The organism is Geodermatophilus aquaeductus (assembly GCF_900182545.1).
GTDB lineage: Bacteria > Actinomycetota > Actinomycetes > Mycobacteriales > Geodermatophilaceae > Geodermatophilus > Geodermatophilus aquaeductus.
Map to the genome: position 1 here is coordinate 994,218 of NZ_FXTJ01000001.1, position 14,065 is coordinate 1,008,282.

Here is a 14,065-nt window from a genome sequence, read left to right on the forward strand (position 1 = left end):
GTCCTCCGACGGCCCGGACCGCGACGACAGCTCAGCGGACCGCATCGCCGGCACCTCCCACGGGGACGGGCGCGACGACGCGCAGCGGCCGGTCGCCGTCGCCGCCGATGCGCGCGAGCCGCGCGGCGCGCGAGTCGAGCAGCGTGCCGACGTCGAGGCGGCGCAGCTCGTCGAGCTCGCGCACCAGGGCGGCGCGGACCAGGCCGGCGGCCGACAGCGGGTCGGTGTGCGCGCCCCCGGGCGGCTCGGGCACCACCGAGGTGGCGATGCCGCTGTCGCGCAGGTGCGCCGCGCCCAGCCGCATGGCACGCGCGGCGGTGGGCGCCGCGGTCGCCGTCCGCCAGAGGATCGCCGCGCAGCCCTCGGGGCTGATCACCGACAGGTAGGCGTTCTCCAGGACCAGCAGCCGGTCGGAGGTGCACAGGGCCAGGGCGCCGCCGCTGCCGCCCTCGCCGGTCAGCACCGCGACGACCGGGACCCGCAGCCGGCTGCTGCGCATGATGATCTCGGCGATCGCGTGCGCCTGGCCGCGTTCCTCCGCCGCGGGGCCGGGATGCGCGCCGGGGGTGTCGACGAGGGTGACGACCGGCAGGCCGAAGGTCTCGGCGTGAGCCATGAGGCGCATCGCCTTGCGGTAGCCCTCGGGGTGCGGCATGCCGAAGTTGCGGGCCACCCGCTCGCGCACCGTGTGGCCCTTCTCGTGGCCGATCACCACGACGCGCCGCCCGTCGAGCACCGCCACCCCGCCGACGACGGCCGGGTCGTCGGCGAACGCGCGGTCGCCGTGCAGCTCGACGAAGTCGTCGAAGGCGGTGTGCAGGTAGTCCAGCGTCGTCGGCCGTCCGGTGACCCGCGCCCGCTGGACGACGTCCCAGGCGTCGAGCTCGGGACCGGCGTCCGGGTCCTCGTCGGAGGTGGCCGGGGCAGCGGGGACCGCCTCCGGGACCCGCGGGGCGATCGGGACCGGCTCCGGGCGCGGGCCGTGGAGCTCGAGCAGCCGCACGAGCAGCGGACGCAGCTCCGCGCGGGTCTCCACCCGGTCGACCAGGCCGTGGGCCAGCAGGAACTCCGCGGTCTGGAAGTCGCTGGGCAGCTCGGCGCGGATGGTCTCCTGCACCACCCGAGGGCCGGCGAAGCCGACGTGCGCGCCGCGCTCGCCGACGAGGACGGCGGCGAGGGTGGCGAAGGACGCCGACACCCCGCCGTAGGTGGGGTCGGTGAGCACGCAGACCGAGAGCAGGCCCGCCTCGTGCAGCCGCGCGAAGGCGTGGCTGACCCGCGCCATCTGGAACAGCGAGAACACGCCCTCCTGCATGCGGGCGCCCCCGCTCGCGCACACGGTCACCAGGGGCAGGCCGCGCTGCAGCGCGAGGTCGGCGGCCGCGGTGATCCGCCGGCCGACCTCGACGCCCATCGAGCCGCCCAGGAACCCGAAGTCCATCGCGGCGAGGACCACCGGGGCGCCGCCGATGCGGGCGGTGCCGAGGACGACGGCCTCGGTCTCGCCGGAGCGGTCCTCGGCCTCCAGCAGCCGCTCGCGGTACTCGCGCAGGTCGGTGAAGGCCAGCGGGTCCAGGGGTCCCGGGGGGCAGGCCCGCTCGTCGAAGCTGCCGTCGTCGGCCAGGAGCGCGATCCGGGCGCGGGCACCGAGGCGCAGGTGGTGGTCGCACTCGGGGCAGACCGAGAGGTTGCGGTCCAGGCGCTTGCGGTAGAGCAGCCAGCCGCAGCTGGGACAGCTCACCCAGTCGACCGGCCCGACCGCCGCACTGGCGGGCCGGGCCGGGGTCGTCGCGGTCACGACCGCTCCGCCGACCACTCGTAGAAGCGCCGGGCCATGGCGTCGCGCGGGGACTTCCAGTTCGGGTCGTAGGCGACGATGTAGGGCCGCAGTTCCTCGCTGACCGACCGGAACGCCGGCAGGGTCTGCGCGACCGCCATGGCCTCCTGCTCGGGGCGATCGAACTCGATCAGGTGCACGTAGAGGTCGTGGAAGGTGAACAGCTGCCGGCGCCGCACCCCGATCTCGTACGGCATCGACGTCGCGTCGGAGCGGGCGAAGACGTCAGCGACGCGGCTCGCGTCCGCGGGCGTCATCTTCGCGATGATCATGGTCTGGTGCACGGGCACTCCAGCGTCGCTGTGGGCCGGCGGGGGCCGGCGGGCCGATGGACGGCGGGACCGGTGCGGCCGGCGGCCGGGTCCGGTGTGCGGCGACGCTAGGGCGACGGCGGGGTCGCCGGACACCGGCCACGGGTCGGATTCGGCGGGCCCGTCCAGGGGAGGGGGAGCGCGGTCACCGGGACGGGCTCCGGGCGGAGGGGGTGGCACGTCCTCCGGCCCCACACCCGGGGGCGCGCCGGTACCGTCCTTCCGGACCGGCAGACCACGACCCGGGTATGAATCCGACGGCCCATCGCGCTCGCCGCGTCGCTGACCGGTGGCGGCGGGTGACCGGGCGTCGCTAGCTTCCGGGTCCCTGGACCAGCGGCGCTCCGGCGTCGGGACCTGAGCGGAGCCAACGCATGGGCGAGCCGGAGGGGACCGTCCCACCACGGGACGCGCCCCGACGGGCCGGTCCCCCGGCCCGCGTCCTCATCTGCGACGACCACGAGGTGCTGCGGCACGGCCTGCGCGCCGTCCTGCGCTGGGCGCCGGACCTCGCCGTCGTCGCCGAGGCCGCCGACGCCGGCCAGGCGCTGGAGCTGGCCGCCGAGCTGCATCCCGACGTCACCCTGCTCGGCCTGGGCACCCAGGGGCCGGCGATGACCGAGCTGGTGCGGGCGCTGACCGAGACCGGGACCCGCGTCGTCCTGCTCGGCGAGGCCGGCAGCGGCGCGGACCTGGTGGAGGCCCTGCGCGCCGGCGCGCGCGGCTACGTCTACACGACCGTCAGCTCCGACCGCCTGGTCGAGGGCGTGCGCGCGGTGGTGCGGGGGGAGACGCTGCTCGACGCCGCCGTCACCGGCGAGCTGCTGCACCACCTCGACGGCGCGCGGTCGTCGTCGGCGGCCGACGACCCGGGCGGGCGCAACGCGCTGACCGCCCGACAGCAGGCCGTCTCCGAGCTGGTGGCCGAGGGCCTGACCAACGCGGAGATCGCCGCGCGGCTGGACGTCAGCCGCGCCACCGTCAAGGGCCACATCACCGTCGCCCTGCGGCGGCTGGGGCTGCGCGACCGGACCCAGCTGGCCATCCACGTGAACCGCAGGTCACGGCCCGGTACCGGCTGGGAGGCCGGCCCCGTCCGAGGCTGAGCTCCGTACGCGGCCCGTGACGCTGGGTACCGGCCCGTCGGGACCGCCGGCCGGGTCCCGGCGCGCCGCGCGGGAACCTGGACGAAACCTGTGAACAGCGTGCAGATTGCCTGTCAACGCCGGACGGTTGTGCGCTACCGTTCGGCGCGTCCGCTGAGACGGACGGGTTCCGTACGGCTGGAGACCCCGGCCTGGGCTCGTCAGCCACCCGGGCAGGGGGACACAGATGGGTTCCGACGACGTGCAGAGGGGCTCCGGCCCCGTGCCTCCGCGCCCACGAGGGCCGATCGGCCCGGCGCCGGGTGTGCCGGCCCCGGGGCGCTGGGCTCCGCCCCGCTCCCGCCCGCTGCCGCACCCGGCCCGCCCGCTCGCCATCCGGCCGCCGTCGAGCCTCGTCCGCGTGCTGCTGTGCGAGGACCGCGAGGTGTTCCGGCTGGGGCTGCGGGAGGTCCTCGAGGCCGAGCCGGACATGGCCGTGGTCGCCGAGACCGACCACCTGCCGGGGGCGCTCGCGGCCGTCGAGAGGGTGCCCACCCAGGTCGTCGTCGCCCGGCAGGGCCTCGTCGACGGGCCCACGCTGCCCGTGCTGCGCGAGCTGTGCGGCCGGGGGACGGCGGTGCTCGTGCTCGCCGAGCCGCGCGAGGAGTGCGGCCCCGAGCTGGTGCAGGTGCTGCGCGCCGGGGTGCGGGGCTACCTGCCCCGGTGCTCGGCCGCCGCCCGGCTGGTCGAGGCCGTGCGCGCGCTGGCCCGCCACGAGCCGGCCATCGACTCCTCGGCCACCAGCCAGCTCGTGCGCTGGCTGACCGACCCGTCGACGCCGGCCGAGACGCCCGACCGGGCCCTCGACCGGCTCACCGACCGGCAGCGCGAGGTCGCCGAGCTGGTCGCCCAGGGGCTGAGCAACGAGGAGATCGCCCGGCGGCTGTTCCTCAGCCTGGCGACCGTGAAGAGCCACCTCACCGCCTCGATGCGGCGGCTCGGCGTCCGCAGCCGGACCCAGCTGGCCATCCTCGTCAACCGCGACCGCTCACCGGCGGCGTAGGCGGTCCCTCGGGCCCGGGTCGTCCGGGGCCCAGGGGGCAGGGGCTCAGGACAGGTCGCGGCGGACCAGCAGCAGGCCGGTCAGGGCGATCGCGCCGGCGAGGAACGCGCCGAGCACCCAGGCGGCCTGGGCGCCGTCGACCACCGCGACGACGCCCGGGGTCCGCACCGTGCCCCCGGCCAGCGCGGCCACCAGCGAGCCGGCGTTCACGCCCGGCAGCGCCCGCTGGAGGGTGTCGAACACCTCCAGCAGCGGTGCGGCCACGTTGACGACCAGGCTCTCGACGGCGAGCACCCACACCAGCCCGAGCCCGATGGCCAGCGCCGTGCCGCGCAGCGCCGTGCCGAGGAGCATGCCGAGCACGCCCCAGGTGGCGGCCACGAGCAGGCCGCCGCCGAAGCCGCGGGCGAGCTCGCCGAGCCCCGGCCAGTCCGCCGGCGCCCCTTCCGCCCCGGCGATGAGAGCGCTGGCGCCGGCGGTGAGCGCGAGGCTGAAGGCCACCGTGCCGGCGAGGACGGTGAGCAGCGCCAGCACCTGCCCGGCGAGGACGGTCGTCCGGCGCGGCCCCTGGGCCAGCAGCGTCTTGAGCGTCCCCCAGCCGTACTCGCTGCCGGCCAGCAGCGCGCCGAGGGTGAGCAGCAGCGCGCCGCCGAACAGCGGCAGCCCCGACAGCGCGTTGCCGACCAGCCGGTCGGGGAGCGTGGTGGCCAGGACCTGCTCCGGCGGGATGCCCTCGAAGGAGGATCCCCGGCGGTAGCTGATGTAGGGGATGAGCAGGCTGAACACCAGCTGCAGGGCCGGCCACAGCCCCAGCAGCACCCAGGTGGCCGGGCGGCGCCCCAGCTTGAGCAGCTCGGCGCGGACGATCGAGGGCAGGGAGCCGGAGGTGCGGACGGGCAGGCCCGCGACCGCGGTCGCGGCGCTCACCGGTCGCCCCGCCGCGTCCGGCGGGCCGGTGCCGCGTCGGGTGGGAGGTCGGCGTCCCCGTCGGTGAGCTGCAGGAACACCTCCTCCAGGGTGCGGGCCTCCTGGCGCAGTCCGGTCACGTCGACGTCGGCGAGGACCAGCGCCCGGTTGACCGCCGCCGTCTCGCCGGGGGAGGTCTGCAGGTGCAGCGCGCCGTCGACCACCGACACCCGGTCGGGGCCGAGCAGCCGGACGGCCACCGCCGCCGCGGTGTCCAGCGGCCGGGCGTCGACGACGAGCCGCCCGAGACCGCGCAGGTCCTCCACGGTGCTCTCGACGAGCAGCCGTCCCGACGCCACCACCGCGACCCGGTCGCACAGGTGCTCGACCTCGCCGAGCAGGTGGCTGGAGAGGACCACGGTGCGGCCCTCGCCGGCCAGCCGGCGCAGCAGGCCGCGCACCTCGCTGATGCCCGCGGGGTCCAGGCCGTTGGTGGGCTCGTCGAGGACGACGAGCGCCGGGTCCTTGAGCAGCGCGGCGGCGATGCCCAGCCGCTGCTTCATGCCGAGGGAGTAGGTGCCGAAACGGTCCCCGGCGCGGTCGGTGAGGTCCACGGTGTCGAGCACCGCGTCGATGCGCCCGGCGCCCACCCCGGCGTAGCGGGCGAGCACCCGCAGGTTGTCCCGGCCGGAGAGGTAGGGATAGAGCCCCGGGCCCTCGACCAGCGCGCCCACCTCGGCCACCGACGTGCCGGCCGGGCGGCCCAGCACGGTGGCCGATCCGCTGGTGGGCCGCACGAGCCCGAGCAGCATCCGCAGCGTCGTCGTCTTGCCGGCGCCGTTGGGCCCCAGGAAGCCGAAGACCTCGCCCCGGCGGACCTCCAGCGACAGCGCGTCGACCACCGTCCGCTTCCCGTAGCGCTTGGTCAGGCGGTCGGTGACGACGACGGGCTCCGCGACCGGCGTGGCGGGCACCGTCGGAGCGGGGCCGGTCGGCCGGCCGACGGTCTCCGGGGCGGTCGTCATGCGGGGACTGTGCCCGCGGCGCGCCCGGGCTGTCGACGCTCCGAGGGGCTTCCGTGCCGAATCCGACCGGGGGTGTGCGACCTGTGGGGGAGACCCCCTCCGGAGGTCGGCGGTCCCCTCCGTCCCGGGGCCGGGACGGCTCCCCCCTGGGCCGGTCCTACGACCTCCGGCGGAGACATGTTCATACCCGCGGCCGATTGGACGTGCCCTGACTCACAGGGAGTGTGTGCCGCACTGCCAGGCACCTCACAGGATCCCGAGCCGTCCCTCCCGCGGACCGCCGGGCCGCCACACCCCTCAGAGAGGCCGACCGATGGACCGAGCAACGACGACGAGATCGAGGTTCCGCGGCCGCGCTCTGCGCGCCCTCGCGGTGACCGGGGCCGGGGCTCTGCTGCTGGCCGCACTGCCCGGCGTGGCGTCAGCCGACGAGGGCGGCGGGGGACGGACCTGGGACGTCCGTCCCGGTCAGTCGATCCAGGCCGCCGTGGACGCGGCCAGGTCCGGGGACACCATCCGGATCGCGCCCGGGACGTACCGGGAGGCCGTGTGTGTGGTCGGCAAGGGCCTGACCATCCAGGGCGCCGGGTCCGAGCGCACGAAGATCCGGTGGGACCGGGGGACCGAGCCGGCGCGCACGCCCTGCTGGGAGGCGACCAACGCCGCCGATCTCGAGGACGACGACGCCATCCTGGCCGACAACGTGTCGGCGTTCTTCTTCCTCAACCCGGACAAGCCGGTCACGGTCAAGGACCTGCAGACCCGCGACCACACCGCGAACGGCGTCGCGGCCTGGGGCGCCAACGGCTTCACCGTCACTGGCACCAAGGGCATCGGCCACGACCGGTACGGCATCCTCGCGGCCAACTCGAGGCACATCCACATCGTCGGCAACGTCGAGGAGGGCGTGGACCGGGCCCGCCGCGGCCAGGCCCCGGACGCCGGGACCGCCGGCATCTCCGTCGGTGACTCCGCCAACTCCGCCGCACTGGTGGCCGGCAACCGGGTGCGCGGCTACAACCTGGGCGTGTTCCTCCGCGAGTCCAGCGGTGGGCGCGTCGACGCCAACCACCTCAGCGGCAACTGCGTCGGCATCCTCGTGTTCGACGACTCGGGCACCGAGATCCCCGACCGCACGCGCAACGTCGAGGGCGGCGACTGGCGGATCACGGCCAACGTGTCCACCGCCAACAACCGGTTCTGCCTGCAGGGCCGTGAGGGTGACCAGCGGATCTCCGGCGTCGGCATGGCCGTGGTCAACGCGTCCAACGTGCAGATCAGCGCCAACGTGTTCCGGGACAACGTCCCGACGCTCCCGCCGCCGCCCGGCGTGGTCGTGCCGCCGAACGCCCCGCCGCTGACCTTCCCCTCGGGTGGGCTCGTGATGCTGACCTTCCCGCCGCCGCCTCCGCCCGCTCCGCAGGGCATCGCCAACCCGGGGCAGGTCACCCAGGTGAGCACGGTGGCCAACTGGTTCGGCAACAACGTGGCGCTCCGGCCCGTGTTCGCGACGCCCGGCGGTCCGCCGACCGGTGCCCGTCTCGAGCAGATGGACATCTACGTCGGTGACACCAGGGACAACCCGTTCCTCGGCCAGCCCGGACCGGGCCTGGAGTTCCGGCACAACCACTGCGACGCCAGCTACCCGGCCAACATCTGCGGACAGCCCTACCCGGTCTGACCCGCACCCGCACCGCCCGAGGGCGGTCCCGGCACCTGCCGGGGCCGCCCTCGGCGCGTGTGCGGAGGACTAGCGGCGGCGGCCGAGGAGCCAGCCGACCAGCACGCCGAGCAGGGTGAGTCCCGCGCCGCCGAGCGCGCCGACGGCGAGGGGCTGCAGGTCCGACGACGACGCCGCGGCGGCCGCGGGCCTCGCCCGGAACACCTGCGGCTCCGGCGCGGCCGGCGTTCCCGCGGGAACGCCCGCCGGTGCCGTCTCCGTGGAGCTCACCGCGGCCGACGAGGCGCGGGCGGCGGCGGGCGCGGCCTCCACCGGCGCACCGGAGGTCAGCTCCTGGTCGATCGCGGTGAAGAACTGGCCGGCCATCCGCTTGGCGACGCCGCTGATCATGCGCTGCCCGACGCCGGCCACCGGCCCGCCCACGACGGCGTCGGCGGAGTAGGTGAGCGTCGTCCCCTCGTCGTGCGGCTCGAGGTCGATCCTCACCTTCGCGCGGACGTTGCCCGGCGCGCCGGCGCCCGAGGCGTGCATGACGTAGGACGAGTGCGGCTGCTGGTCGGTCAGCCGCACCTCGCCGGCGTAGGTGCCGCGGATGGCGCCCACGCCCACCGCGACGTCCATCCGGTACTCGTCCTCGCCGGTGCGCTGCAGCGTCTCGCAGCCGGGGATCGTCCGCGCCAGCACGGCGGGGTCGGTGATGACCGCCCACACCTGCTCGGGCGACCCGTGCAGCACCGCCGAGCCGTCGAGGTTCACGCCGGGACTCCCGTCTCCTGCGACGCAGCCGTGCGCTCCGCCGTCTCGTCTCTCATCAGGTCGTACAGCTCGGTCGGCGAGATCGGCATCGACGCGATCCGCCGTCCGGTGGCGTCCTCGATCGCCGAGGCGATCGCCGCCGTCCCGGGGATGACCCCGGCCTCGCCGGCGCCCTTGATCCCCAGCGGGTTCAGCGGCGACGGCGTCTCCTGGTGGTCGATGACCACGTCGGGGACCTCGGAGGCGTAGGGCATGAGGAAGTCCATGAACGAGGCGTTCTGCAGCTGCCCGTCGGCGTCGTAGGCCATCCGCTCGTACAGCGCACCGCCCACGCCCTGGGCGACGCCGCCGTGCACCTGGCCCTCGACGATCATCGGGTTCACCACGTTGCCGCAGTCGTGGACGACGGCGTAGCGGACGACGTCGATCTCCCAGGTCCGCGGGTCGATCTCCACCACGGCGGCGTGCGCGCCGGAGGCGAACGTCGAGCGGATCGGCGAGTAGTAGTCGCGGTGCTCCAGGCCCGGGGCGTCGCCGGGGGCCACGGGCGGCTTGGAGTCGTCGCCGGGGCCGGCGAACTGGGTGGCCTGCCGGGCCGCCTCGTCGAAGGCGTAGCGCAGCGGGTTGGACAGCACCGCGACCGTGCGCAGCGGGACCGACGCGCCGGGCGTGCCCTTGACCTTCACCAGGCCCTCGTCGATCTCCAGGTCCTCCGGATTGGCCTCGAGCACCTCGGCCGCGATCCGGATCGCCTTCTCGCGCACCCCGCGGGCGGCCAGGGCGACGGCGTTGCCGCTCATCACCGCGGCCCGCGAGGCGAACGTGCCGACGGCGTAGCCGAAGCGCCGGGTGTCGCCGGTGTGCACCTCGACGTCGTCGATCGGGACGCCTAGCTCGGAGGCGACGATCTGGGCGAAGACCGTCTCGTGGCCCTGCCCCTGCGAGGTCAGCCCGGTGGAGACCAGCACCTTGCCGCTGCCGAGCACCTGCACGTGCCCGCCCTCGTAGGGGCCGGGGCCGGTGCCCTCCACGTAGAGCGCCATGCCGACGCCGAGCAGCTTCCCGCGCGCCCGGGCGTCGGCCCGCAGCGCTTCGGCCTCGTCCCAGCCGACCAGCGCGACCAGCTTGTCCAGCAGCCCCGGGTAGTCGCCGGAGTCGTAGATGACCGGGCGGCCGTCCTGGAACGTCAGGTGGTGGTCGTAGGGGAACTGGTCGGGCGTGATCAGGTTCCGCCGGCGGACGTCGGCGCGGTCGAGGCCGAGCGCATCGGCGATGCGGTCCATCGTCCGCTCCATCGCGTAGCAGCCCTGCGGCCGCCCGGCCCCGCGGTAGGGCGTGACGATGACGGTGTTGGTGTAGACGCTCTCGACGACCACCCGGTACACGGGGATGACGTAGGGGCCCACCAGCTGGGTCGCCGTCACGATCGGGACGATGATCCCGTAGGGCGTGTAGGCGCCGTTGTCGTGCCAGACGTGCACGTCGAGCGCGGTGACCCGGCCGTCGTCGTCGTACCCGACGGTGATCTCCTGGCGCTGCTGGCGCTCGTGGGCGCTGGAGACGAAGTGCTCGCGGCGGTCCTCGGCCCACTTGACCTCGCGGCCGAGCCGGATCGCCGCCATCGGCACCAGCAGCTCCTCGGGCCACGGGTGCACGATCTTGACGCCGAAGCCGCCGCCGACGTCGGGCGCGATCACCTCGACGCGGTCCAGGGAGAGCTCCAGCTTCGCCGCGATCGCCGCGCGCACCGACGTCGACGCCTGGGTGCTGGAGTGCACGCGCAGGCTGCCGTCGTCGGCGTCCCAGCGGGCGAGCACGCCCTTGCCCTCCAGCGGCGTGCAGGCGCTGCGCTCGATGTACTGGGTGAAGGAGAGCGTGTGCGGGGCGGCGGCCAGTGCCGGCTCGACGTCGCCGGTCTCCTGGTGGTGCCGCGCCGCGACGTTGTCCGGGACGTCCTCGTGGACCCACGCGCGGGCCTCGCGGGCGGCGTCCACCCCGACGACGACCGGCAGCTCCTCGTAGGTGACGACGATCCGCTCGGCGGCGTCCTCGGCCACGTACCGGTCGGTGGCCACGACCATGACCACCGGCTCGCCGACGTGGTTCACGACGCCGTTGGCCAGCGGGTAGCCGGTGCGCGGCGCGTGCAGCTGCGGGTGGGGGATGAGGACCGGCAGCGGCTCGGCCATCGGGCCGCTGAGGTCCTCGTAGGTGTAGATCGCCACCAGGCCCTCGACGTCCAGGGCCGCCTCGACGTCGACGTCGAGGACGCGGGCGTGCGCGTGGGGGCTGCGGACGAACGCCGCGGCCAGCGCGCCGGCGCCGAGGTCGTCGAGGTAGCGGCCCCTGCCGGTGATCAGGCGGGCGTCCTCGCGCCGGCGGACCGGCTCGCCGAACAGCTTGGTGGTCACCGCGCGTCCTCCCAGGCGGCAGAGAGGGCCATTCCTGCCGTCACTGTGCGTCCCGCATCGTGGCGGCGGCGTGCCGGACGGCCTTCTTGATGTTGGCGTAGCCGGTGCACCGGCAGAGGTTGCCGCCGACGAGCTCGTCGACCTCCTCCTCGGTGATCTCCGCGCTCCGGTCCCGCGCCTCCAGGCCCGCCGCGATCGTCACCAGGAACCCCGGCGTGCAGAAGCCGCACTGCAGGGCGTGGCACTCGCGGAAGGCCTCCTGCACCGGGTGGAGCACCTGCCCGCCCTGGTGGTCCTCGCGGGCCAGGCCCTCGACCGTGGTCACCTCGGCGCCGTCGACCTGCACGGCCAGCACCAGGCAGGAGCGCACCGGGTCGCCGTCGACGAGCACCGTGCACGAGCCGCACACGCCGTGCGCGCAGCCGACGTGCGTGCCGGTCAGCCCGAGGTCGTCGCGCAGCGCGTCGGCGAGCACCCGGCGCACGGGCACGGTCGCCTCGCGGGGGACGCCGTTGACCGTCACCCGGACGGTGCGCTCGCTGTCGGTCCGGGAGGCGTCGACGGAGGTCATGCAGCAGTCCTCTCGGCCGCCTCGCGGGCGGCGTCGGCCAGCGTGCGCTCGGTCAGCACGCCGACCAGCAGACGCCGGTAGTCGGCGCTGGCGTGGATGTCGGAGTCGGGGTCGACCAGCGTGCGGGCCAGCGCGCCCGCGGCGGCCCAGTCGGCGCTGTCGACCGGCTTGCCGGCGACGGCCTCGGTGAGGTCGTGCACCTCGGGCACCAGCCCGACGGAGATGTAGGACGCCCGGACCGCGGACACCCGGCGGTCGGCGTCGAGGGTGACGACGACGCCGGCGCCGCAGACGGCGTAGTCGCCCTTGCGGCGGGCGATCTCGGCGAAGGCGGTGCCCGAGCGCTCCGGCAGGGCGGGGAAGAAGGCGTCGACGACGACCGCGCCGCCGCTCAGCGAGGTCTCCAGCGGGCCCACGAACAGGTCCTGCCAGCCGACGGTCTCCCGGCCCGCCGCGGTCGTGACGGTCACCGACCCGCCGGTGAGCGCCAGCACGGAGGTCATCTCGCCGGAGGGGTCGGCGTGCGCGATGGAGCCGACCGTCGTCCCGCGGTTGCGGATCGCCGGGTGGGCGACGTTCGCCGTCGCCCGGGCCAGCAGCGGCTGGACCCGGGCGGCGGCGTCGTGGCGCAGCAGCTGCGCGTGGCGGACCAGCGCACCCACCCGCACGCCGTCCCCGGTGACCTCGACGGCGTCGAGGCCGGGCACGCGGTTGACGTCGACCAGCGTGGCCGGCGCCGCGAGCCGCATCGCCAGCAGCGGCAGCAGCGACTGCCCGCCGGCGAGCACCTTGGCGCCGGGGTCGGCGGCCAGGACGTCGAGCGCCTCCTCGAGGGACCGGGGGTCGGCGTAGCGGAAGGGAGCGGGTTTCACCGGTCGAGCGTCCCCTTGCGGGTGTCGACGCCGGAACGGGTGTCGGTGCCGGGACGGCCGATCTCGTCCACCGACGACGGGTCGGTGCCGCCGCGCTGGTCGGCGTAGCCACCCGCGGGACCGCCACCGTGGTGGCCCAGGGACGACGCGCTCTCCGGGACCGAGCCCTCGCGCAGGAGCGCGGCCTTCATGTCGGCCGGGGCCAGCGCACGGGCGAGGTGCCAGCCGACGACGGCGACGATCGAGCCGAGCGCGATGCCGTTGAGCGAGAAGTCGTCGGTGAAGGTCAGGGTCACGTTGCCGATGCCGATGATGATCCCGGCCGCGAGCGGCACGAGGTTGACCGGGTTGGCGAAGTCGACCCGGTTCTCCTTCCAGATCTTCGCGCCGAGCAGCCCGATCATCCCGTAGAGGACGACGGTGATGCCGCCGAGCACGCCACCCGGGACGATGTTGATCAGCGCGCCGAACTTGGGGATCAGGCCCAGCAGGATCGCCACGATCGCGGCCACGTAGTAGGCGGCCGTCGAGTAGACCCGCGTGGCGGCCATGACGCCGATGTTCTCGGCGTACGTCGTCGTCGGGGAACCGCCGACCGACGTGGCGATGACCGTGCCGACGCCGTCGGCGAAGACCGCGCGGCCCATGACCGGGTCGAGGTCACGCTTGGTCATCTCGGCCACGGCCTTGACGTGGCCGACGTTCTCGGCGACCAGGGCGATGACGGCGGGGATGACCAGCAGGCTGAAGTTCAGCGAGAAGCTCGGGGCGGTGAAGTCGGGCAGGCCGAACCAGTCCGCCTGGCCGACGGAGTCGAAGTTGATCCGGTCGCGGGTGACCACGGCGCCGGTGCCGTCGGGCGAGGTGATCTGCCCGACGGTGGCGTCGAGCAGGATCGAGAGCAGGTAGCCGAAGACCAGGCCGAGCAGGATGGCGATGCGGGCGAGGAAGCCGCGCAGCGCCAGCGAGGCGACGATGACGAAGGCCATCGTGGCGAGCGCGACCCACTGGTCCTGGGGCCAGTAGACGCCCGCGGCGACCGGGGCCAGGTTGAAGCCGATCAGCATGACGACGGCGCCGGTGACCGCCGGCGGCAGCACCTTGTTGATCAGGCCGAGGCCGGCGAAGTGGATCAGCAGGCCGACCAGGGCCAGGACGACGCCGGCGACGAGCAGCGCGCCGACGACGTCGCTCGAGTCACCGCCGTTGGCGCGGATCGCGGCGACACCGCCGACGAACGCGGCGCTGGTGCCCAGGTAGCTGGGGACCCGGTTCTTGACGATGAGCAGGAAGACGATCGTCGCGACGCCGCTCATCATGATCGCGAGGTTCGGGTCCAGGCCCATGATGAGCGGGAAGACGAAGGTCGCCCCGAACATGGCGACCACGTGCTGGGCGCCGATGCCGACGGTGAGCGGCCAGGACAGCCGCTCGTCGGGGGCCACGGCCTCTCCGAGCGGCGGCGTCTTCCCGTCGCCGTAGAGCTTCCAACCGAACGCCATGGGGCCCTCCTCGCGAGGCACAGCCGATGCGGCCCGGGAGGTGCC

Annotated in this window: 12 protein-coding genes; 3 read left to right on the forward strand and 9 right to left on the reverse strand. The window is 74.9% G+C overall.

The window, feature by feature from the left end:
- Positions 1 to 31: 31 nt before the first annotated feature.
- A complete protein-coding gene (locus tag FN207_RS04865) occupies positions 32 to 1,798 on the reverse strand; it encodes an acetyl-CoA carboxylase carboxyltransferase subunit alpha (RefSeq protein ID WP_142457136.1) in 1,767 nt (588 codons plus the stop codon).
- Positions 1,795 to 2,121, reverse strand: a complete 327-nt coding sequence (locus FN207_RS04870) for a TcmI family type II polyketide cyclase (protein WP_142457137.1) — start codon at positions 2,119 to 2,121, stop codon at positions 1,795 to 1,797. The genes FN207_RS04865 and FN207_RS04870 overlap by 4 nt, the downstream gene beginning before the upstream one ends.
- Before the next feature lie 401 nt (positions 2,122 to 2,522).
- On the opposite strand from FN207_RS04870, the gene FN207_RS04875 reads away from it, so the two are divergent.
- Both FN207_RS04875 and FN207_RS04880 read left to right on the forward strand, forming a co-directional pair.
- Positions 2,523 to 3,254, forward strand: a complete 732-nt coding sequence (locus FN207_RS04875; protein ID WP_142457138.1) for a LuxR C-terminal-related transcriptional regulator — start codon at positions 2,523 to 2,525, stop codon at positions 3,252 to 3,254.
- 400 nt (positions 3,255 to 3,654) lie between these two features.
- Positions 3,655 to 4,296 (forward strand): LuxR C-terminal-related transcriptional regulator, encoded by a 642-nt coding sequence (locus FN207_RS04880; protein ID WP_246065767.1) that lies wholly within the window; start codon positions 3,655 to 3,657, stop codon positions 4,294 to 4,296.
- Between the two features lie 45 nt (positions 4,297 to 4,341).
- Here FN207_RS04880 and FN207_RS04885 read toward each other — a convergent pair whose 3' ends face one another.
- Both FN207_RS04885 and FN207_RS04890 read right to left on the reverse strand, forming a co-directional pair.
- Positions 4,342 to 5,223 carry an ABC transporter permease gene (locus FN207_RS04885; RefSeq protein WP_246065768.1) on the reverse strand — a complete coding sequence of 294 codons (882 nt, stop codon included), beginning with the start codon at positions 5,221 to 5,223 and terminating at the stop codon, positions 4,342 to 4,344.
- Positions 5,220 to 6,227, reverse strand: a complete 1,008-nt coding sequence (locus FN207_RS04890; protein WP_142457140.1) for an ABC transporter ATP-binding protein — start codon at positions 6,225 to 6,227, stop codon at positions 5,220 to 5,222. Before FN207_RS04890 ends, FN207_RS04885 begins: the two co-directional genes overlap by 4 nt.
- Before the next feature lie 313 nt (positions 6,228 to 6,540).
- Here FN207_RS04890 and FN207_RS04895 point away from each other — a divergent pair, with 313 nt between their 5' ends.
- A complete protein-coding gene (locus tag FN207_RS04895; RefSeq protein ID WP_185938161.1) occupies positions 6,541 to 7,908 on the forward strand; it encodes a right-handed parallel beta-helix repeat-containing protein in 1,368 nt (455 codons plus the stop codon).
- A gap of 69 nt (positions 7,909 to 7,977) precedes the next feature.
- Here the strand turns inward: FN207_RS04895 and FN207_RS04900 are convergent, their stop codons facing one another.
- From FN207_RS04900 to FN207_RS04920, 5 genes are read right to left on the reverse strand one after another with little or no spacing between them, the layout of a single operon-like run.
- Entirely contained in the window at positions 7,978 to 8,664 is a 687-nt protein-coding gene (locus FN207_RS04900) for an SRPBCC family protein (protein WP_142457142.1), read from the reverse strand.
- Positions 8,661 to 11,075: an aerobic carbon-monoxide dehydrogenase large subunit gene (gene cutA / locus FN207_RS04905; protein ID WP_142457143.1), complete on the reverse strand. Its 2,415-nt coding sequence runs from the start codon at positions 11,073 to 11,075 to the stop codon at positions 8,661 to 8,663. Before cutA ends, FN207_RS04900 begins: the two co-directional genes overlap by 4 nt.
- 40 nt (positions 11,076 to 11,115) lie before the next feature.
- Positions 11,116 to 11,646, reverse strand: coding sequence for a (2Fe-2S)-binding protein (locus tag FN207_RS04910; RefSeq protein ID WP_142457144.1), 531 nt, complete (start codon positions 11,644 to 11,646; stop codon positions 11,116 to 11,118).
- Positions 11,643 to 12,518 (reverse strand): FAD binding domain-containing protein, encoded by an 876-nt coding sequence (locus tag FN207_RS04915; protein WP_142457145.1) that lies wholly within the window; start codon positions 12,516 to 12,518, stop codon positions 11,643 to 11,645. The genes FN207_RS04910 and FN207_RS04915 overlap by 4 nt, the downstream gene beginning before the upstream one ends.
- Positions 12,515 to 14,020, reverse strand: a complete 1,506-nt coding sequence (locus FN207_RS04920; protein WP_142457146.1) for a uracil-xanthine permease family protein — start codon at positions 14,018 to 14,020, stop codon at positions 12,515 to 12,517. The genes FN207_RS04915 and FN207_RS04920 overlap by 4 nt, the downstream gene beginning before the upstream one ends.
- Positions 14,021 to 14,065: the final 45 nt, after the last annotated feature.